At 42.7% G+C, this 22,337-nt stretch carries 11 protein-coding genes and 6 pseudogenes; 3 read left to right on the plus strand and 14 right to left on the minus strand.

The features are described from left to right. Positions 1–45: 45 nt before the first annotated feature. A complete protein-coding gene (gene pmbA, locus RS130_RS03395; protein ID WP_316027958.1) occupies positions 46–1,371 on the minus strand; it encodes a metalloprotease PmbA in 1,326 nt (441 codons plus the stop codon). Positions 1,372–1,510: 139 nt separating this feature from the next. On the opposite strand from pmbA, the gene yjgA reads away from it, so the two are divergent. The 3 genes from yjgA (at position 1,511) to RS130_RS03410 (ending at position 4,599) form a co-directional block, all read left to right on the plus strand. Further along, on the plus strand, positions 1,511–2,050 hold the full coding sequence (gene yjgA / locus RS130_RS03400; RefSeq protein WP_316024796.1) for a ribosome biogenesis factor YjgA: 540 nt from the start codon (positions 1,511–1,513) through the stop codon (positions 2,048–2,050). A gap of 67 nt (positions 2,051–2,117) precedes the next feature. Beyond that, positions 2,118–2,705 carry an Ig-like domain-containing protein gene (locus RS130_RS03405; RefSeq protein ID WP_316024797.1) on the plus strand — a complete coding sequence of 196 codons (588 nt, stop codon included), beginning with the start codon at positions 2,118–2,120 and terminating at the stop codon, positions 2,703–2,705. Further along, the gene (locus RS130_RS03410) at positions 2,662–4,599 is read left to right on the plus strand and encodes an Ig-like protein, group 1 (RefSeq protein WP_316024798.1); all 1,938 of its coding nucleotides are present in this window, start codon (positions 2,662–2,664) and stop codon (positions 4,597–4,599) included. Before RS130_RS03405 ends, RS130_RS03410 begins: the two co-directional genes overlap by 44 nt. A 96-nt stretch (positions 4,600–4,695) precedes the next feature. On the opposite strand, the pseudogene tldD reads toward RS130_RS03410, so the two are convergent. The 13 genes and pseudogenes from tldD to RS130_RS03485 form a co-directional block, all read right to left on the minus strand. Next, positions 4,696–6,137 (minus strand): annotated as a pseudogene (tldD, locus tag RS130_RS03415) (metalloprotease TldD). Beyond that, a pseudogene (locus RS130_RS03420) lies at positions 6,130–6,936 on the minus strand (carbon-nitrogen hydrolase family protein). The pseudogenes tldD and RS130_RS03420 overlap by 8 nt, the downstream one beginning before the upstream one ends. A gap of 16 nt (positions 6,937–6,952) precedes the next feature. Continuing rightward, a complete protein-coding gene (locus RS130_RS03425; protein ID WP_316024799.1) occupies positions 6,953–7,192 on the minus strand; it encodes a hypothetical protein in 240 nt (79 codons plus the stop codon). After that, positions 7,173–8,596 (minus strand): annotated as a pseudogene (locus RS130_RS03435) (YhdP family phospholipid transporter). The gene RS130_RS03425 and the pseudogene RS130_RS03435 overlap by 20 nt, the downstream one beginning before the upstream one ends. A 14-nt stretch (positions 8,597–8,610) precedes the next feature. Beyond that, positions 8,611–10,781: pseudogene (locus RS130_RS03445) on the minus strand (YhdP family phospholipid transporter). Between the two features lie 66 nt (positions 10,782–10,847). Beyond that, positions 10,848–12,311 (minus strand): ribonuclease G, encoded by a 1,464-nt coding sequence (gene rng / locus RS130_RS03450; protein ID WP_316024804.1) that lies wholly within the window; start codon positions 12,309–12,311, stop codon positions 10,848–10,850. Then, positions 12,308–12,870, minus strand: a pseudogene (locus tag RS130_RS03455) (Maf family protein). Before RS130_RS03455 ends, rng begins: the two are co-directional and overlap by 4 nt. Positions 12,871–12,872: 2 nt before the next feature. Further along, positions 12,873–13,349 (minus strand): rod shape-determining protein MreD, encoded by a 477-nt coding sequence (gene mreD / locus RS130_RS03460; protein ID WP_316024805.1) that lies wholly within the window; start codon positions 13,347–13,349, stop codon positions 12,873–12,875. 4 nt (positions 13,350–13,353) lie between these two features. Continuing rightward, positions 13,354–14,193, minus strand: coding sequence for a rod shape-determining protein MreC (mreC, locus tag RS130_RS03465; protein WP_316024806.1), 840 nt, complete (start codon positions 14,191–14,193; stop codon positions 13,354–13,356). Between the two features lie 58 nt (positions 14,194–14,251). Next, a pseudogene (locus RS130_RS03470) lies at positions 14,252–15,296 on the minus strand (rod shape-determining protein). A gap of 235 nt (positions 15,297–15,531) precedes the next feature. Then, entirely contained in the window at positions 15,532–17,400 is a 1,869-nt protein-coding gene (locus RS130_RS03475) for a formylglycine-generating enzyme family protein (RefSeq protein WP_316024807.1), read from the minus strand. Positions 17,401–17,563: 163 nt separating this feature from the next. Then, a complete protein-coding gene (locus RS130_RS03480) occupies positions 17,564–20,932 on the minus strand; it encodes a DUF6701 domain-containing protein (RefSeq protein ID WP_316024808.1) in 3,369 nt (1,122 codons plus the stop codon). Next, positions 20,925–22,331, minus strand: a complete 1,407-nt coding sequence (locus tag RS130_RS03485; protein WP_316024809.1) for a LamG domain-containing protein — start codon at positions 22,329–22,331, stop codon at positions 20,925–20,927. Before RS130_RS03485 ends, RS130_RS03480 begins: the two co-directional genes overlap by 8 nt. Between the last annotated feature and the right edge of the window lie 6 nt (positions 22,332–22,337).

Below are 22,337 nucleotides of genomic sequence, written 5' to 3' on the forward strand. Positions count from 1 at the left end.
CTTACAGAACGACTCTTCATATGCAGAATTCATAATTAGTACTGCCTAGTCACCGGCCACTTGCATGGCATCTATTAACACTGAGCCTGTTTGCACGCTGCCTCTGGTTTCTGGTATGCCACCAATAGCGACTATGTTTTGCATCATGTCAGCTAAGTTTCCGGCGATAGTAATTTCATGTACCGGATATTGAATAATACCGTTCTCGACCCAAAATCCTGCCGCACCGCGAGAGTAATCACCTGTGACTATATTTACCCCTTGGCCCATTAACTCAGTCACCAATAAACCAGTCCCCATTTTTTGCAGCATAGCTTGGTCTGATTCACCGCTATTTTTAACCAGCCAGTTATGAATACCACCAGCATGCCCTGTACTTTGCATACCAAGCTTTCTAGCCGAATAACTGGTTAATAGGTATTGCTGTAAGACACCGCCTGTAATGATTTCGCGGTCTTGAGTTTTTACCCCTTCATGGTCAAACGGTGAACTGGCGAGACCTGCTAAAATATGCGGACGCTCCTTAATATCTAGCCAGTCAGGTAACACTTGTTTACCTAAGTTGTCTAATAAGAACGAGGACTTTCGATACAAACTGCCCCCACTTATGGCGTTGATAAAATGACTAAATAAGCTCGATGCCACTTCTCGATGAAACAACACTGGCACTTTACAGGTTTTAACCTTTTGCGCACCTAATCTGTCTAACGTAAACTGCGCAGCGTCTTTACCAATTTGTTCAGGACTGTCTAAAAGGTTAGCTTTACGGTTAACAGAATAGGCATAGTCTCTTTGCATATCACCGTTTTGTTCGCCAATCACCACACAGCTTAAGCTGTAACGGCTGCTGTTGTACCCGCCATTGAAGCCATGGCTATTACCATACACTTTAGTCCCCAAGTTGGCATTATATGACGCGCCATCAGAATTAGTAATGCGGGGATCTATATTAAGCGCACTCGTTTCAGCAGCTATAGCCTGTTGAATCCCCAGCTCGGTATCGAGCTCGATCGGATGGAATAAGTCTAAGTCTGGATAATCTATGGCCATCAGCTCTTTGTCAGCTAAACCAGAACAATCATCTTCACTGGTGTGTTTGGCTATTTCAATGGCTTTTTCTACGGTTAAAGCCAAGGCTTTTGCCGATAGGTCAGCCGTTGAGGCACTGCCTTTTTTCTTGCCATGATAAACCGTAATGCCTAAGCCGCCATCATTGGTGAACTCAACTGTTTCAACTTCTTTCAAGCGCGTAGACACCGCAATACCTTGTACTTTAGACATACTGGCTTCTGCTTGAGACGCGCCTTTTTGTTTAGCCAGCGCTAAAACATCTTCTACTATATTTTGAATTTCTGATAATTGTTGCTGCATGAGACCTTCATTTTTGATGCTTTTATTCCACAATCCACGATTTAAATGATGCCCAGTAGGCAAACTCTTGTTTTGTGTATAGTTTATTCGTGCTTTCAGGGTTACAATCTTCAACTAGTGTATCACTAAAGATAATGACATGGTTGCCTCAAGAAAAAACAATCAAACTGAAAACAGTTTCGACATCGAAGAAGAAGTAGAGTTTCTCAGCAAAACTCAAATCAAAGCCCAAGCCGAAGAATTACAAAAGCTTGGCACCTCCTTAGTTCACTTAGGCCCTTCAGCCTTAGCCAAAATTCCAATGGACGCGGAGCTGCTTGAGGCAGTTATGCTGGCCAGAAAAATTCTGCGTAAAAAAGAAGGCTATCGCCGACAGCTGCAATTAATTGGTAAATTGATGCGTAGCAGAGATGTGACGCCCATTGAACAGGCATTGCTGACAATCAAGTCTTCTCACAAAAAGGCGACCAATGCATTTCACAAAATTGAAGAGTTGCGCGATAAAATAATTACCGAAGGGGATAGTAAAATAGAGTCAACTTTGGTTGAATACCCCTTGTTAGACAGGCAGAAATTACGTCAATTATTTCGTCAAGCACAAAAACAACAAGCCGATAACAAAGCACCTAAGGCGTCACGGGAAATGTTTAAGTATTTGAAGGATGTGATAATCGGATAGTTAAATACGTATTCGACTTATTGAATATTTGAGCAGTTTCAAAATGAGTTAATAACGGATAAACAATATGCAGCTAAAAAATGTTTGGTTCTATTCTTTGCTATGTTCTACTTTAACACTTTGCAGCTGTGGTGGCGTATCGGGAGATAACGGCGATGACCCGTTTGGTACCGGCACGGATTCAGATGATACAACATCTAGTTACACCCTGACATTATCAACTCTTGATGAGCAATGCAGCACATCATCGCAAAGCTTTACAGCGGACCAAAATAGCTGCGTTCAAGCGAGGCTACTGCAGGATGGCAGCCCCGTACAAGGCGAAATAGTAACCTTTAGCAACACGTTAGGCACACTTTCGGTCTCTAGCAAACTCACAAACGCAGATGGGGTGGCACAAATAACCCTGAGCAACAATGATGCTGAAGTAGGCGCTGGAGTGCTCACCGCGACTTATGATGGAGAAAGTACTGACCACAACTACGAATATTTGTTTGGAGATTCTTCAATAGAACAAACAGCTGCGATACAAGTTACCATGTTTAGCAATGGTATTGGCGTTAACCGCTTTCAAGCAGATTCCCAAGTACAACTGCAAACCGAAATATTAGATGCAAACGACACCCCTATTGCGAGACGTGGTCGTCACTTTTAGCGCGCAGCTAGGCAGTTTGACCACAAGCACTGCTCTTACCGATGATCATGGTATTGCCCAAGTGACGTTGTCTGCGACAGACGCTGATGTTAGCGCGGGTATCGCTACCGCCACAGCAGTCGTGAATGATATAGACTTAGCAAGTTCACTAAATTATGAAATTCAAGCAGCCGGAGCTATCGGCGAACAAGTGATTCGCCTAGGTCATTTCGACGAAAACGGGCAATTTGTTGAAAATCAAATGGGAGTCAGCACCCGCAACAACGCAGGGGATGTGGAAATAAGTGCCGGTGGCACCTTAGGTTTATCCATTGCTTTAGTGGACGAAAATGATCAACGCATCTTAACGCAAACGCCTGTTACCTTTACCTCTAACTGTGTGGCAGACGGCTTGGCTTCAATAGACACCTTAGTCAACACCATTAATGGTGTTGCCAGTGCCACTTTCGAAGATCAAACCTGTGCCGGTGGAACAGGAAATAATGACGCTATCGTTGCCTCTATCGTGTCAAACAATTCCACGTTAACTCTGTCTCAAAGCATTTCAATTCAAGCCGAGTCTATTGGTTCATTAGCATTTATTTCAGCCGAACCAACAACCTTAGTGTTGCGTGGTACCGGCGGGCAAAGTAGCGCTTCGGTATCAACATTGGTATTTCAAGTGAATGGTGCCTTAGGAAATCCGTTAGCTCAGCAAGAAGTGACATTTGGCTTAAACACCAAAACAGGCGATCTATCACTGTCAGCAGAACGAGGGATCACCAACTCTCAAGGTCAGGTTAGTACACGAGTTACCGCTGGCGGCGTGCCCACGTCGGTACGTGTCACCGCTGAAGTAGAAACAGACTCTGGTGACATAATAGTCACCCAATCAGATTTGCTATCGGTGAATACTGGCTTGCCAGATCAAAATAGTATCACTCTATCTGCCGACAACCTTAATCCTGAAGCTTTCAATATAGACGAACAGCAAGTCAATTTAGTCGTACGCCTAGCCGACACCTTTAACAATCCAGTGCCAGATGGCACCTCGGTCAGCTTTACTACCGAAGGAGGCTCAATCGACGGCAATTGCGTTACTGTATCAGGGGCCTGTGGTGTCACTTGGACCAGTGCCAACCCAAGAGTGCCAGATCACCGAATTACCATTCTAGCGACCGCTATTGGCCATGAGACACTATTTGATAGCAATGGTAACAATATTTATGACGATGCAGATGGCAACGGATTTAACGACAATACAGATAGTGGCTTTGGTACCAGTCTGTATGGGCAAACTGGTTTTGTAGATATCAGCGAAGCATGGCGAGATGATAATGAAAACCGTATTTTCGATAACGGAGAAATTTTCTTAGACTACAATGCTGATAATGAATTTAATCTGGCAGATGGTTTTTACCCGGATAGCAATAATTTCACTTCTGAAAATACAGTATTCAATGGTCCACACTGCACTGGCAGCTCCTGCGGCAGTGTAGCCGAACAAACTACCACTATGCATGTTCGTCGAGCAATAGTGTTAGTTACCTCTAGTTCTGCAGCTCAAATTGATATTTTGGATAGCGGCGCAGCGGTCGTGGCCAGTAACTATCAAAATACTGTGGCCACCACAGCCATTGACCAAAATGCATCGCAAAGCTTTACCCTAGTCTTTGCCGATACTGCCCGCCAACCTATTGCCAGTGGCTCCAGTATCGTCGTTAGTACTAACGCGGGAGAATTAAGCGGTGCAACAAATTTTGTTATGCCTAGCACCAATGTGAATTCTGACTTTCGAACGACTTTCGTACTAACAAACACCGAAGATGAAGCGAAGTCAGCAACAGTAGTTGTGCAGATCACTTCTCCAAGTGGCATTGAGTCAACAAGCAGTATGGTCGTTGCATTAAATTAGTGACTATCATGTAATGAAAAGTGAAGGTATCGGTTCAGCAACAAGACTATTGCTGAACCGGTAATAAAACGACAAAAGCAGCAACGATATGAGGTCTTAAGCGGTTCCGCCCACCGTTAGCTCATCGACTTTTAAGGTAGGCTGGCCAACGCCAACCGGCACACTTTGCCCGTCTTTACCACATACTCCTACGCCATTATCTAAAGATAAGTCATTACCTATCATAGATATTTTTTGCATAGCCTCAGGGCCATTACCAATTAACGTGGCACCTTTAATGGGCGAGGTGATCTTGCCTTTCTCAATTAAATACGCTTCAGACGTAGAAAACACAAATTTACCCGAAGTAATATCCACCTGACCACCACCAAAATTAGGGGCGTAAATACCTTTATCGATAGAAGCAATGATTTCTTCTGGCTGGTGTTCCCCCCTAGCATGTAGGTATTGGTCATTCTGGGCATAGGCAAGTGAGCATAAGACTCTCGTCGACCGTTACCCGTTGCAGGCACTCCCATCAAGCGAGCATTCATTTTATCCTGCATGTAGCCTTTCAAAATACCGTCCTCGATCAATACGTTGTATTGAGTCGGGGTCCCTTCATCATCTACACTTAACGAACCTCTTCTGTTGGCCAACGTACCATCGTCCACCACAGTACAACCTTTGGCGGCAACTTGTTCGCCAATTCTGCCGCTAAATGTAGAGGCTCCTTTGCGATTAAAGTCTCCCTCTAACCCGTGCCCTACTGCCTCATGCAACAATACACCAGGCCAACCGCTACCTAATACCACTGGCATTTGTCCAGCCGGAGCCGGTATGGCTTGAATATTTATCCGAGCCATGTGAATTGCCTCATCGGCTACTTGTTGATAGCGAGGCTGCCCATCATCTTCGGATAGAAAATACTCATAAGCATATCGACCGCCCGCACCAGAACCACCTCTTTCACGTCGCCCATCTTGTTCCATCAGGACCGAACAATTAAGTCTAATAAGCGGCCTTATATCTGTACAAAAAGTGCCGTCAGTGGCAGCTATTAATACTTCTTCATAAACGCCACTAATGCTAACAACGACCTGCGTTAAAGCAGGCTCTTGTTTACGGATATATTCGTCTGTCGCTCTTAATAGTGCGATTTTTTCTTGTTCTTGCATGCCCAGTAAAGGATTATCTGCCTGATAGCGGCTAGTTGTGGATTTTTGTTGCAACGGTGATATTTTGTGTTTTCCACCGGCGACAGAAATACTCCGAGACGCTTTAGCTGCTTTTAATAGCGCACTAGGGGAAATCTCATCTGAATAGGCAAAACCAGTTTTTTCACCGCTTACCGCTCGCACCCCCACGCCACGTTCTATATTATAACTTCCTTCTTTAATAATACCGTCTTCCAGCACCCAAGTTTCGTGCTGACTAGACTGAAAATATAAATCGGCAAAATCATTATCATGTTTATAAATACTATCTAACGCGGTCTCTAATGTAGTCCGTGTCAGCTCTGAAGCTGTGAGTAAGTTTTCTTCTACCGAATTAGACAAGTTGACTCCTGAATTGATTATGCTGATGTACTGGCATTTTACTGCGTATTTCATCAAGTTGATGATGATCGATTTGAGCTATTATTTGACCCGTCCCTGAAGGTAAACAAGCCAAATTCTCTCCCCATGGAGACATAATACAGGAGTGGCCATAGGTTTGTCGTTGATTTGCATGAATTCCACTTTGCCCCGCAGCCACCACATAGCACTGATTTTCTATGGCTCGTGCCGCAAGCAAATTCATCCAATGCACACGACCTGTTTGCCTAGTGAATGCAGCGGGTAATACCAGTACGTCTAATTGTGCAATTTGCCCCATTGCCACAAACATGGCTGGAAACCGAATATCATAACAAATGGCTAGACCTAAATTTCCAAAAGGTGTTTTAGTGACCACCACACTATGACCCGCTTTGGTATAGCGAGATTCTTGGTATGTACCAGTATTGTCATTTATCTGTACATCGAATAAGTGTATTTTTTGATATTCTTCGACAATTTTGCCGTGATTATTAAACAACAAGCTCGAAGCAGTATATTGATTAGGATCCTGACAAAATAGTGGAAAGCTGCCTCGCCACTATCCATACATCGAATTAGCACTGGCCAACTCAGCCATGCGGTTTTGCACTGGCCCATGGCCTTTCTCTTCAGCAATTTGTAACAGCTTATTGTCATGAGTTCCAAAACAAGCGAAACATTCTGGCAACACCACTAAGCATGGTCTTTCTGCTGGAAGATTCTGTAACTGTTGCTCCACATGTAACAAATTTTCTGCTACGTCGGGCGTGGATGTCATTTGTATTGCGACAATATTAGCCACTAACGGACTCCTCTTCTACTACATGAATTGAAACTGGCTGCTGCAGACTACTGTCCACAGGCTCAGGGGCTGGCTCAACCAAAGGTTTGGCGCGTGCTGGTAAACTGACTTCTTTGCTATCACGACCTAACTCATTAAGAACTGGCTCATCGAAGGTGCCCGTTAATGAGAATTTAATATTCGAAATAACCTTGGCCGACGTCAACACTTGGTCAATCGCTAAGGCTGCCAAGAGCCGTGGCAGGGTTAACCATCCAGGCAACAATAACAGGTAGGCTGGATGTCACTTTAGGCGCGAAAGCGATTTGATAATTTAGTTGTTTTGCGGCTAAGTCCGTATAGCCATGCATGGTAATTTCCCCGGCCCCGCCGTCCACCACAGTATCTTGTGTATCCGCCACACCATCTTTCACTCCAAACTTCCGTCAATCTTGTCGTAGAAAAAACCTTTGGCAAACACATCTCTAAAATCCAGAGTTAATTTTCTAACCAAAGACTCTAGGCTAAGTAAACTAAATATTCGCGATCCTTTATCGGTGACTTCAGTTAAATATCCATCACTTAAGTGCCAATCTACGTCGCCATTTAATGTTTCAAAATTGAACTCGTAAGGTGCTTTCTGCCAGCTTAAGTCAAAGTTTGATGAAGCTTCTGAGTCTTTTATTCCTGAGTTAAAATTAAACCCCGTTAAAAACGCACCAAAATCCGAACTACTAAACTCCCCTATTAAGCGAGTGCTACTTTTTCCATTGGCCAAAAACCAGTCGCCTTCAGCATTAATTAATCCATCACTATTTTTCAAGCGAATATTATCGATACGCATGCCTGTAGAGGCTCTGGATAATTTGATATCAATTTTGCCTAGGTCATTTTCTAGGTAGCTGCATCTAGCACAAGAAAAACTAATAGGTGGTAAGGATTGATAACTAGGCGCAAAAAGGTCGTCTTGCTCAGCGTCATCGGATACCCATTCTGCTAACTGAATGAAGTCAGCATTAATATTAATACCTTTGCCTAACCAATCCTTGTATATAGCGACTTCCATTCGAGTTTGTTTGGCATTGACATCTAACAACCATGAGTCACTGGTGTTTTTTGCCACCATATCTAAGTCGGTTAACCGCTGTCCCCCCAACAGTACCGTATCAGCATTAATAAAAATCCTTTTCGGCGCTTCCAATAACAACGGTTCCTCAGTGGCAGGAATGTCTGTAATCAGACTGTCTAATACCTGATACCACTGCGTGACATCCAGCTCTGGTAAATTGGCCGATATACTAAAACCTAATCCCATACCAACGAGTTCGGCGTCACCAATAGCCAAATGCGCTCTCGAAAACTGCATATCTTGGTGGGGAAAGTTACCATTGAACTCTATTGCTTCTCCTAAATTAATTTGTACCGATGAGGCCCGCTGATTCCCTTGGCTGATAACCTGTAAGGGCAAAGTTTGCTCTTTATCTTTAGCAAAGGGGGCCGGTAAAGTGGAAGATACATCAGTTAATTCACTGTTTATTTTAGCCGAGTAAGAAAAGCCTTCATTCAAGATAGTTAGATCGATCTGACCGTTCCAAGTGCTGTTACCTGTAAGATAAGGCACTAAGGTCGGATGATAGGTGGTTAATAACGGCGTCACTTGCCATTCACCGTTTAATAGGATTTTAGCTTGATAACCTTGCTTTTCTGGGCACCGGTGAATTCAACATCCACCTTTTGGTTTAACAGCAAACCATCTATGTTGTCGAAGAAAATTTCATCATTTACAAAGGCGACATCACCACTAACCTTGGCTAACATTAAGTCCAGATCGGCAATCAACACCTCGTTTTCGGCTAAATGCACTTCGCCTTTAGCGACCACATCCTCGCCGGTCAGCGGAATATGTAAGTGTAAATCAGTGCTAAGCTCGCCACTGACTTGCACTTTTTGCAAGGTCACTCCTAGGGAGTCTGCTAAATCGGATTGCAGCATTAGCTCAGTTACTTGCTGACCTTCAGCTGAGGCTTTAGCGTCAATAGTCAATACTGCGCCATCCTGTAGTACTGGTATTTTTGCGGCCAAGTGGGTCAGTTTAACATCCAACAAATTTCCTGTTGGCTAGACAAGAACAAACCTTGGTTTTCAAAAAGTAGGTCAACATCTAGTTCAGTCAATGCAGGCCAATCGCTAGAAAATCTAAAGTTTCCATTATCTACGTTTAGGCCTAATTGAAAAATCCCTTGATTATCCGCAAAAGGAAAAGCATTCAGCGCACCATGCCACAAAATATCTCCGCCGGCGATAAGGCCACTGTTTAGTGAGTCAATAAGATAATCTTTGGTTTCTGTACCCATTAATTTAACGGGGTACAATCTTGGTAAGTGAGTCACATCGACGGCATTAACTTTGGCATCCAAAGCGAGAAAATTACTTTCACTGTGATAAGAAAATTTAGGGCTAAAGCCTATCAAGTCACTTTTAAACAATGCGTTGTCGGAAGTAATGGCAAAGCCTTGCTCTGAGGTCTGGACGTACAAGTCCATGAAGAACCTTTCGTAATCTATATTATGGGTCAACAACTTATCTATCGCTAAAGTGCCAGACTTACTTTTTAACGACACCATTGCATTTTGATTGTACCAATTGATATCGGCCGTTAAACCTTGCATACCTGTAAGCAATAGGTCGGTCTGCTGCCATTGAATTTCCACTAAAGACGCTTTCATGGCTACATTGCCATCAACGGTACGATTCAGTTGTAAGTTTGTTAATTCAGCTTGAGGTTGCAATGTATGGACAATCTCCATATCAGCCTCATTAACAACTAAAGGCAATAAATTCACCAGTGGAGACAAACGGACAGCCTGTTTGTTCTGTAAAAATAAAGAGCCGCTAGGTTCGACTTTTCCAAGCCAGTTAGTCACAACCACTTGGTCATTCAGTTGCAAAGTGAGATTATCAAGATTAAACAACCAATCTTTTTGATCAGGGCTAGCGCTAATCTGCCCTCCTAAAACAACCGCACTGATATCACCCGTTGGGGTATCCCATTTAAAGCGACTATTCGACAAATCCAGTTGGATTGACTGCAGATCATTTTCAGCTATTAAAGCCCACATAACAAAACTACCGCGGCTTTCAACCAACTCGTGGGGAGTCACCAGCCATTGTTCTACCCAAGGTGACAAATCAACTTCTTCACCCTCTGCAAAAAATACCCCAGTCAGCTCTTTCTTGTCACCATATAAATCTAAAACAAAAGATGCTGAATTTCTTGCTAAGTCTTCTACCTGTAACTGCCCCACTCCCTGATGATGTAAGCCTTTGTTTACCCATGACACTTGGTCAATTAACACCACTTGTTGATCATGAGGAGTATCAATAATGATTTTGCTTTCACTAATAGAAAACTGCTGAAGCTGCTGCAAGAATAAATTTTCGAGGGCGTCGATTATTTGTATTTCGGAGTTTTCTTGCTCAATCGTAGTAAGATCTAACGTCAGCTCCAACTTATTTAGATCAAATTTATTGGCTTGCACTTGTTTGGCCAGCACAGATTGCCAAAAATCAATATCAATAGCGGTTTCTGCGATGGTAAGTTTGATTGAAGAATCTTCGTTGTTTGCCAGCGCCACATTACGTAACACTATGGCTGGCCCGACTCCTTGCCACTTGGCCGTAATTTCTTCAATCACCAATTGGGTGCCAACTTGTTTAGATAGCCAATCTTCAAGATAGTGCTTTTGCTCATTCATGTAAGGCAAAGAATAGCGTACTAAACTAAGAGCCACCGCAATGACCACTAAACTACAGGCAACAAGTGCCCACAGTTTTTTGATCACGTAAGCGACATAATATGACGCTGATTTAGGCTCTTTTTCACGTTACCATTTTCTCAATTGGATTATTTACATCATTACTACGTCAAATTTATCTTGGCTGTATAACGATTCAGTATGTACTTTAATTTGCTTTGTGACGAACATTTCTAATTCAGCCAGCATGTGCGACTCTTCACCTAGTAGCGCCTCTACAACCGCTGGAGAAGCGTACACTACAAATTTATCTGCGTCGTACGCACGGTTTACTCTGACTATTTCTCGCATAATTTCAAAACAAACGGTTTCTACCGTTTTGACTGACCCTCTGCCTTTACAGACGGGGCATTCACCACACAATACATGCTCTAAGCTCTCTCGCGTGCGCTTACGGGTCATTTCAATTAACCCCAAAGCAGTAAAACCATGGATGTTAATTTTTGCGCGATCTTTGCTCGAAGCCACTTCTAAACTATGCAGTACTCGGCGCTTATGATCTTCGTCAGCCATATCAATAAAATCAATCAAAATCATTCCACCTAAATTGCGCAATCTAAGCTGCCGAGCAATGGCTTGAGTGGCTTCAATATTAGTATTAAAGATAGTTTCTTCTAAATTACGATGACCAACAAACGCCCCAGTATTAATGTCAATCGTTGTCATTGCCTCAGTTTGGTCAATAATTAAATAGCCACCAGACTTTAAATCGACTCTTCTTTCTAAAGAGCGTTGCGCCTCGTTTTCAACGTCATACAAATCAAAAATGGGCCTATCAGTAGGATAGTATTCTAATAGTCGGTTGAGTTCAGGCGCATATTCTTTAGTAAATTGTTGCAACTCATTAAACGATAACTTTGAATCAATGCGAATTCGGTCTAGCTCAGTTCCAACGAAGTCTCTTAATACCCGGCGAGCCAATGGCAAATCTTCATATAATATATGGGATTTATTTTTCATTCTTGAACGAATTTTTTCCCACAAACGTCTTAAAAAATCTGCATCTTGCGTCAACTCTTGTGCTTTGACGCCTTCGGCAGCAGTGCGTAAAATAAAGCCACCATTTTCACTGCAAAATTCTTGAACCAGCCCTTTTAAGCGTTCTCGCTCGGCTTCATCTTCGATTCTCTGGGATACACCAACATGCTCTACACTAGGCATAAATACTAAATAGCGAGAGGGAATAGTAATATCAGTAGTCAATCTAGCACCCTTAGTCCCGATTTGATCTTTTACTACCTGTACAACAATATTCTGTCCATCTCTAACTAACTCACGTATGTCTTGCTTCTCTATGTGGCTAGCATTGACTTCTTCTACAATTTCACTATGCACGGCTATATCTGAGGCGTGTAAGAATGCAGCTTTATCTAGGCCTATATCAACAAATGCAGCCTGCATACTAGGAAGAACTCGACTTACCTTACCGCGATAAATGTTACCAACCAATCCTCGCTTAGCGTGGCGTTCAATGTGGATTTCTTGTAAAATTCCGTTTTCAATCAGTGCCACCCGAGATTCCGAAGGTGTAACATTTATTAGTAGCTCAGCACTCATTCTAAAACCCCAAATTCCGTTAATAATGACTTTGTTTCATATAAAGGTAAGCCTACTACTGCACTGTAGCTACCATTAATTTTTTTACAAATTGTCCACCCAATCCCTGAATACCATAACTACCGGCTTTATCTTGCGGCTCACCAGTAGACCAATACCAATCAATCTGACTATTCGTTAGAGGAGCAAAATGCACCATAGTTTCAACGAGTATCGATTTTTGTCGCTTTGCACTCGTGACCGCGACAGCTGTGTACACTTGGTGTTCGCTATTGGATAACAAACTTAATGTTTGTTGTGCGTCGGCATGATTTCTTGGTTTGCCCAATATTTGATTATCTTTGACAACCGTTGTATCCGCACCTAATACCCAACAATCCGCATTTTGCTGATGAAAGCCTTGTTGAGATTTCTCAGTAGCCATTCTAATCACATAAGCTTTAGGATCTTCGTTAGGTAGGGGAGTTTCATCGATATCGATTGAACGTTGTACAAATGCCACGCCAAGCTGATTGAGTAACTCAACTCTGCGCGGCGATTGGGAGGCTAAAATGAGCATGCTTAGTGCAATCTTAGTTGACGACGAACTTTACGCAGCAACCAAAATATCCAAGGCCACATAACCATTGCGCTTGCGACAGGCCATAAATAATCGAATAAGAAATAAATATCGGTAAGTAAATGCTGTAACCAAAAGATAACTAGATTATACAACGCATTCAGTAAACCTATCACTATCGCTTGCTGCCATACCGAATAGTTACGCAACCTTTGATAATTTGCTGCTAATACATAAATAGTCAAACACAATCCAAAACTGTGAATACCAATACTTGTACCCACGAGAATATCTAGGAACAAGCCAGTAATGAAAGCAACACCTACGTTAACACGATTTGGTAAGGCTAATACCCAATAGCTCAGAACCAACATCACCCAATCTGGACGATATAAATCAACCATGGCAGGCATGGGCATAATCTGTAAGACCAAGGCGATAATAATACTTAGAGCGATAGAGTAGTTGCGTAAGCTCATTCCGTTACTGCCTCATCTTCAACGTTTTTTCCGACCAAAGTAATAATAAATACTTTAACCTATCTAACTGCGCTATTGGGGTAGCGGTAACTTGAGCAAATGGTCTGCTTTCGTCGCGCACAATGGACTTTACTTTGGCTACTGGATATCCCTCTGGAAATACTTCACCTAGCCCTGACGACAACAACAGATCACCGACTTCAAGATCGCTACTATGAGGCACATGAGGAATGAATAGCTCTTGCAAACTACCAGCGCCAGACACGATTAAGCGTACATTACTACGGGCGACTCGCACTGGAATGGAATGGGTAACATCGGCTAACAGAAGCACGCGGCTATTGGTAGAACTAACCTGAACAATTTGGCCCACAATACCTTTGTCATCGAGGACTGGCTGACCTTCGAACACGTTATTAATCGCACCTTTGTTAATTAATATTTGGTGACTATACGGATTATTGTCGACAGCCATTAACTCGGCGACCAGTTTTTTAGTGTCGTCATGAACAGGAGAATTTAACAAACGACGTAAACGTTCGTTTTCTTTTTCAAGAAACGTAAACTGCTGTAACCGCTCACTCATTAACATGGCGTCATGAGTCAACTTGGCATTTTCATTGATTAACCTTTCTCGAGAGACCAATCGACCGGCACTAGTATTTAATATCTCACCGGGTAAATTCGCCAAATATTGTAGTGGGCTCACCAAAGAATTGAGATAAACACGAGTGGTTCCAAACCCATTGAATTTATGATCAAATAAAATCAAAGCAACGGATAGGAACAAACTCAGAGCTAGGCGACTTTGTAGAGAGGGACCTCTAGAAAACATCAGATTCATGTATGTTTGCCTAAAGGCAGCTTGATGCTGCCTTGCTTACTGTATTAATTATTTAAAACTACTCGTAACTAAAGAGGTCGCCGCCATGCAAGTCGATCATCTCAAACGCTTTGCCGCCACCTTTTGCCACACACGTTAGAGGATCATCCGCAACCACGACTGGAATACCAGTTTCTTCCATCAGTAAACGATCTAAGTCTTTAAGTAAAGCACCACCACCGGTTAATACCATGCCTCGCTCTGAAATATCAGAAGCCAACTCTGGTGGAGACTGCTCTAACGCAACCATAACCGCTGAAACAATACCGGTTAGAGGCTCTTGCAATGCCTCTAAAATTTCGTTGCTATTTAGGGTAAATCCACGAGGAACACCTTCAGCTAGATTCCGACCACGTACTTCGATTTCTTTTACGTCTTCACCCGGATAGGCGGCGCCAATTTCGTGCTTAATACGTTCTGCCGTAGCTTCACCAATTAATGAACCAAAATTACGACGAATATAAGAAATAATGGCTTCATCAAACTTATCTCCACCAATGCGCACTGATGAAGAATAAACGATACCGTTAAGTGAAATAATAGCGACTTCAGTAGTACCACCACCAATGTCAACCACCATAGAACCTGTTGCTTCCGAGACCGGTAAACCAGCGCCAATAGCCGCAGCCATTGGTTCATCAATTAAGTAGACTTCTCGAGCACCCGCACCCAAAGCTGATTCACGTATCGCTCGACGCTCTACTTGTGTCGAACCACAAGGCACACAGACCAGGACTCTAGGGCTAGGGCGTAAGAAATTATTATCATGAACTTGCTTGATAAAATGCTGTAGCATTTTCTCAGTCACATAAAAATCAGCAATAACGCCATCTTTCATGGGGCGAATAGCTTTAATATTGCTAAGGCGTTCTACCTAACATTTGTTTGGCTTCACGACCGACAGCCGCAACGCTTTTTGGACCACCTGCTCTTTCTTGGCGAATAGCAACAACAGATGGTTCATTAAGAACAATTCCTTGATCTTTAATATAAATCAGTGTGTTTGCTGTACCGAGGTCGATGGACAAATCATTTGAGAACATTCCTCGAAGCTTCTTAAACATGGAAAAACCGAATCCTGGTTGGTAAGTTATATATATCCATTAATTTTACCAACGCGCCTAGATTTCAGCAAGAGCTGAGATCCCTTAGCATGATAAAAAGTGGATTTTTGACGCTTTTTTTGTAAGAAAACGTTGAAAGTGCTAAAAACTAAAGTTTTCTCAAAATAATAATAGCCAAATAAAAATCCCGACTAATAGTCGGGATTTTTATTTATATGAATTTAGCAATAGAAAGTTATTGTTCTCTAACTACGCGAAAGCCAATGTAGTTTGCACGGAAGCTACCATCCAACTCCATTCGAGTCGATGCTCTAGCTAAACGCGGCGCAAAATTCCAAGCGCCACCTCGAACAACCGCATGGCTTGAACTTTTCTCACTTACTGTCCACTCCCACACATTGCCTACAGTATCAAACAAACCAAAATCATTGCGTTCAAACGAACCAACAGGAGCGGTACTAACGTTAGACCACTGGCTACCACACCAGCCACAGTTCGCGTTATCTGAGTTAATTCCCTCACCCCACCAATAATCTGTCTCTTTGCCTGCTCGTGCGGCGTACTCCCAACGCGTTTCAGTAGGTAACTTATAAGCTTGGCTACTGGCTTTCGAAACCCAATCTACATAAGCTTGTGCATCTTTCAAACTAACGCAAACCACAGGATGGTTGTCAGACTGAGCAAACCCAGGGCTACGCCAATTGCGATTGGCTTGCCACACCGCTTTTCCATCTTGATAGAATGCGCAACCTTCGCCTTTTTCGGCATCGGTAACATAACTAGTAGCTCGCACAAATGCTTTGAATGCCCCTACACTAATTTCTGTTTCACTTATTCCAAAAGATTGTTTTAGATCTTTTGTTTGCACCGGTCTTTCGTTAGCTAAGCCCAATCCAGTAATGTCGCCCATACGGAAATTTCCCGCTGGTACCACAACTAGGTCAGGTCCGGGGATATCTCCGGCTAATATGTCTTGGATACGTTCGCCTTTGCTAAAGCGATATTGAGCACGCTCTAATTCTACTTTTATGGTTTTTGATTCATTTAAAGTAATTTGTTGGTGATTTGATTCATAACCACGTTTGGTCACTTCTACGTCATGTTGACCCGATGGCAACATAATTTGCAATTTAGTCGAACCATAACTTACACCATCAATAAACACTTCATCATCAAATACGTTTGAACGAACAGTTAGCTCATACATCACTGAATCATCCGTGACCAAAATAGGCGCCGCAGCCCCCAACTTAACGGTATTCTTACCGGCAAAGCTAACACAGTAACGGCGATCTAAGCCTAACAACTGGCACCCTTCTGAGCGTTTTAAATTGCCTTGTAATTGCAGGTTCATTTTAACATTGTAGTTGCCCTGACCACTAAAATTGCTGTCAGCTACATCACTACGTAGAACTTGTACCGATACATCTGATGTTGGTCTTCTTTTTTCTACTTCTTTGGCTTCACTTAAACTGCTATATACAGTGTCCAAGAATCGCTTGGATGCTTTTTGCTTTGCCAATGACTTGCCACGCTCGGTACATTTAGACAATGTTTCGTCTTTATCACAGGCTATTTTGTGACTAACTACGACCGCTTCTTTACGGTTAAACTCTTCATATAAGCGATCTACACGTGCGCTATTTAACTGTTCTTTTAACCCTTCAATGGTATTCAATAAACTATGTTTAGAGACCTGCATTTGTTCGACTTCTTGCAGCTTCGCTTGCCACTGATTATATTTATCGCTAATCGCGTCTTTTATCGCTTTGTGAGTTCTCACCGCCTTGGCATAGGCTGATCGTGCGGGGGCAATATCTAGCTCGGGGTTTTCAATGACTTTATCGTATTGTAAGTTCATTTCAATTAACGCTGATTGTCTATCAGCATCAGCTAAAGTCACATTTTTTCTTAGGTCAGCTAACCCTCTTTCTAATTTAGCAGCATTGCTAATTTCAGAATCTAAGACACTGTTATAATTCTCATATTCTGACTGTTTAGCGGAGATTTTTTGTTCTATGTCAGAGACAGAAAGCCCTGCAGACAAAGCGATCTGGCTAAACGAAAGTGCTGCGAGAAAAGTTAATTGAGCTATACGGTTCATTATTCGGTTCCAAAGGGTTGCCTAAAGGCAACTATTTTTATTGTTATGATACAAAGCAGGGTAAAGTCTGCTAAAACAACTATGTAGCTCTATGCTATTGAGTTACAACAAAAAGCGCAAGAGCGTTAAACAAGCAAATTGAATTTTATAGACAAGCTCAAGCCTAATTAAACACCTCACGCCACTGAATAATACGATCATTGCCCCTAAATAAACCAAAACTTATGGTGGCATTCGGATAATCAGTGAGATCTGCAGCAGAGCCTAGGTCAGGCCCATCTGGACAACTAGCTAGATTACAAATCACTTTATCACCATTCCAATCATAATTTAAATACTCCGGCCAAATTGTCGGCGTAAGTACCGGGTTGAGTTGTAAAATCAATTCACCTATTTTGTTTGGCGCATTAAACAGTAAGTCTGAATTGTTAGCTGCTTTTCCTAACAGTAAAACATTAGCACTACTGAGACTATCAATATCATTGGTTAAATCCGCGTCTCCTTTTTTCGACAAAATAAGATGTCCACTCGCTTCTGCAAAACCGATCTCTGTGTGATTATCCCATGAATTAACTAACCATTTACCATCATCAAAATACTCAGCCACAATAGGCACCTGCAATGGTTCAGTTTCTGGTCCGTAATTGCTTTTTAAGGTTAATCGTCCAAATCGTAAGCTGGCACCTTCTACATCGGTAAAATCGTAGCCATCACAGTCGCTAGCGGCATAGTTTTGTTTAAAGCAAAGACCATTCTCATCGGTAAAAAAGTCTGCTAAATAGTTGATTTCTAAGCTTGCATCAAACGGCTCTACAGGCCCATACATTACACCGCTAGCATTCACTTTATTGTAAGTGATTTTAGTACTATTAAGGGCTATACGCTTAGCAAATTCTGAAGTTACAATGGTTGTTAAAGGAGCGTTTTGATGAGCAACTTGAGCACTGCCCACATAAGAGCTGGTGTCGCTAAAACGTAGTTTGGCTGGGTTATTTAGGTCGGCTAAAGTGGGAGCATATGTCCAATCACTGTAGATATAATTCTTGGTAGTTTCATCTAGTGCATTTTTAGGGATAATTAACAAGGTAGGTTCTTTCGCGAAAGTGATCCCCTGACCCACATAACTAAAATCGTCTGCCCCACTATTAACATGAACGTTCTGTAAACTGGCGTCGGCAGCTGTCGACTCTTCGCTTATGTCATAGTAGCCCGGTATGAACGTCCCTAAGCTTAATGCGTTAGCGTCTATTTGATTACCCAAGTAATTTGAATCTTGTACATCAAGGGAAATGCGTCCAGTTTCGCTATAATAGGCCGTTGCATAAGTATGTTGGCCACCGGAAAATGTTAGCCCGTTAACACGAGTGAAAGTTGTTGTCCCCGTTGCGCTTGTCACTGTGCTACCGTTTTTATATCTGAACTCACCGTCTACGGTATTGGTAACTGTAGGGTAATCTCGAACTACTTTTAGCGATAAATTTGCTCCTTGGTAGTTTTGCAATAAGTGATCATCTACACCGTAGGCACCTATCGTGTAGCTAAAATTATTTCCTGCTGTGTATAAATCAGAATCTGTCGCACCGCTATACAATAAGGCATTGTCTGCGACACTTAATTTCAGGTAACTAGGGTAAACATCAACTAATGCCGTACCTTTAGCTATATTGGGATGACTATCACTTTGGGCACTTAGCATTAATCGTCCCGCATCGGCATAGTTCAATGCCGTCAACTCAGCGTAACCTCTGGCGTTAAAAGCGACCGCAATCGTTCCCGTTGACTCACCTGTTCCATCACCATCAATAGCAATTCCAGAAAAAGGCGTTAAACATTTATCTTCTGTAGGGCTAATGCAATCGTACCCTAAGGTAATATTTGTGGTGCTTGTTAATGCAGCCTGGCAGGCACCGGTAGACGTGTTTTTTTCGACTGCGCGCAAATTTACCTGTTGAAAATTGGCTTCTGCCAGCTGATCAGGCAAAGGATCGGCAGCGGTTTCGCCAAAGAATACAAAAGCCGAATCAACAAACTCTATTTCGCAAGTTGTGGTGCCACCGCTAACACAACTCAGTGGTGCAATTGGACTAGCACTCGTTTGGGCTATATTGTAAACACCTGCACTTTTGATGCTTAAAGACGTAGAAAGCTCACCTGTAAAAGTCATAGTATCGCTATTCGCCCAGCCAGAAGGAGATAAGGACAGGGTCGTTTCATTACCATATAGCGTATCACATTCTGCGTCAGCGCAAGCTTTAACAGTAACTGGCAAAGCTTCGCAGGTTAATCCTCGACCGGCATGCTGAATTTGATAATGGTGCGGCACAGGGCATTCATGCCTTTCGTTCATTATGGTTTGTACATCAGTATTAGTTAACTTTCCCTGATAAATACGTACTTCATCTATTAGACCATGGAAATTAAAGGAGCTGCTTGCTGACCAACCTCCAATATTAAATTCACTATTGACATAGGCTCGACTTAAATTCGCTAAACTTCGACGTTGTGACAATACTTGCTCAACGCCGTCGATAAAAATACGATTATCCGTAACACTACCATTAGTAAATTCAACAACAATATGATGCCAGCCATTAGCTAAGCCTGCACTCGACACACCGTAAATATCACCCGCCCCTGTATTAAATCCAAAAGCGCCATATGCCACCCATATATCGTGAAGATCCCAACCTATAGGCATGACGCTAGTTGTACCATCCCAATTCATCCAAAAGGTAACGCTAGTTTTGACTCCTTCTGTTGTACTATCTAACGACAAACCTGTCACCTGAATTGAACCGTCATTTTGACTAGCATAGCCACAAGTGCCAAGTGCCCCAGTCAAAGCAGGTATGGCCGTGGCAGGTGTTGAATTACTGAGCACTCTGGCATGATGATCGTTGCCAGAATAATCTAAGACTTCATTTGCACTACCATCCCAACTAGACTCTTCAAACCGATACTCTACGAGTAAAGTTGCTGGCGTTGGACAAACTCGAGGGCTGCCGTCAACATTCAACCCAGCAGCTTGATTGTCATAAAGTGCATTTATTTCACTTTGGGTCATAGCTTGATGATAAATGACCAGCTCATCTAACAATCCGTTAAAGGCTTGGGAGGCGTCGAAATTCCCACCAATGCTGTCTTGCTCTTGACCTAAGATTAAACTCTGAATGCTTAGTGCTGATGTTGGTTGCGTCAAGCAACCCTGCAGTTCTTTATTTTGATAAATACAACTTTGGTCTCCCTCGCGTGTCCAAACAAAGTGTTGCCAGTTATCATCGGCGACACTATCTACAGTGATATCACCGTTAACCGTATTCTTAAGATAAGGCCTAAAGGTATCCTTATCATAAAACCACATAAGTAAATCGTTTCGGTTAGTACCGGCCCCCGATAAGATAGCTTGAGTGCCCGTATTGGTTGTTTTGGCCCAAACAGATACAGTAAAATCGGTTTGCCCTGTTAACACCTGTTCATCTAAAATTAAGTAATCATCGATACCAGAAGCACTTAGATCTAGCGCATTACACACTTTGCCAATAGCAACATCTGCGGAAACCAGCCTGGCCGTTTAGGCCTCCAACATGTTCTTGCACGGTATTATCAAGATCATTATACAGAAGCTCGTCAAATCGATATTCAGCAATCGGCTTAGCAGGGCATGGGTGGCGTTCACTCATTATCGTTTCTATTTGTGCGGTCGATAATTCACGATCATATATTCGTACCTCATCTATCAGGCCGTAAAAATCATAACTTCTACTATTTATCCAACCACCAATACGCAGGGTGCTATTCACATAGGTATTGTCGTTATTTGGTGAGCCTGTACGCTGACTTAAGACTTGCTCTACACCGTCAATATGAATGCGATTTTGGCTGACACTACCATTAGTAAATTCAACCGCTATATGATGCCAACCATTAGCTAAACCGGCACTCGACACCCCGTAAAGATCGGCGTTTCCAGTGTTGAAACCGATTCCACCACGCACAAGAAATAAATCATGATAGCTCCAGCCGATAGGCATAATGCTACTGGTACCATCCCAATTCATCCAGAAAGTAATGGTTGTTTTAACCCCATCTGTAGTGGTATCCAGAGGCAAACCTTGGATCTCAATCGAACCGCTCGTTTGGCTAGCATAGCCACAAGTGCCAAGGGGGCCTGTTAAGGCGGGAAATGAGCTCTTAGGTGTGCTGCCGTTGGTAACACGTCCATGGTAATTATTCCCCGAATAATCAAGCACTTCATTTGCAGTACCATCCCAATTAGTTTCTTCAAACCTATATTCCGCGATAGGCGTGGCCGAGCAAGTGGGTTGGTAACTAATACTTATGTCATCAATATACATCCCAATTTCAGCATTATTAGCGGAAGCCAAAAAGCGTATTTGCGTGTTATCAGCAACGTAAGATGAAATATCAAAAGATTGTGAATTGGCTGAAGTATCTGTGCTACCTATATAGTAGCTACGTAAGGAGGTCCAACTAGCACCTCCATCATTAGAAATCGACAATACAACTGTTTGGTCACCTATGTTAACACCACTTCGGTAGACAAATGACAACGTGGCACTAGAGGCCCCATGTAAGTCTACTTGCCGATACACGCCAACATTATTGTATGTCCCAGCGCCGCTGCCAGACGTTATACCAAGGCGCAAGCAACTGCCATCTGAACATAAGCTGTTGTTGACTCTTGCTACGCCCGAATTGACGCCGTCCGATTCGCCAATTTCCGTCCAGTTACCACTCCAATTTACACTGCCGCTATTCTGACTGTATGAATTCGTTGTGAAGTCGTCTGCTACACTTTGTACTGAACAACTCGTTTGAGAGCTAACGGAGCCAGTCCAAAAGAGAATAACTAAGATGCCAACATAGGTAGTTATTTTCTTAAACAACGAATGAAATAAATGACTGGACATATTTTC

Source organism: Paraglaciecola aquimarina (assembly GCF_032464635.1).
Taxonomy (GTDB): domain Bacteria; phylum Pseudomonadota; class Gammaproteobacteria; order Enterobacterales; family Alteromonadaceae; genus Paraglaciecola; species Paraglaciecola aquimarina.

Excerpts from the sequence above, each read along its gene's own strand:
- pmbA (WP_316027958.1), bottom strand. The coding sequence starts at position 1,371 with ATGCAGCAACAATTATCAGAAATTCAAAATATAGTAGAAGATGTTTTA.
- yjgA (WP_316024796.1), top strand. The coding sequence starts at position 1,511 with ATGGTTGCCTCAAGAAAAAACAATCAAACTGAAAACAGTTTCGACATC.
- RS130_RS03405 (WP_316024797.1), top strand. The coding sequence starts at position 2,118 with ATGCAGCTAAAAAATGTTTGGTTCTATTCTTTGCTATGTTCTACTTTA.
- RS130_RS03410 (WP_316024798.1), top strand. The coding sequence starts at position 2,662 with ATGCAAACGACACCCCTATTGCGAGACGTGGTCGTCACTTTTAGCGCG.
- rng (WP_316024804.1), bottom strand. The coding sequence starts at position 12,311 with ATGAGTGCTGAGCTACTAATAAATGTTACACCTTCGGAATCTCGGGTG.
- mreD (WP_316024805.1), bottom strand. The coding sequence starts at position 13,349 with ATGAGCTTACGCAACTACTCTATCGCTCTAAGTATTATTATCGCCTTG.
- mreC (WP_316024806.1), bottom strand. The coding sequence starts at position 14,193 with ATGAATCTGATGTTTTCTAGAGGTCCCTCTCTACAAAGTCGCCTAGCT.
- RS130_RS03475 (WP_316024807.1), bottom strand. The coding sequence starts at position 17,400 with ATGAACCGTATAGCTCAATTAACTTTTCTCGCAGCACTTTCGTTTAGC.
- RS130_RS03485 (WP_316024809.1), bottom strand. The coding sequence starts at position 22,331 with ATGTCCAGTCATTTATTTCATTCGTTGTTTAAGAAAATAACTACCTAT.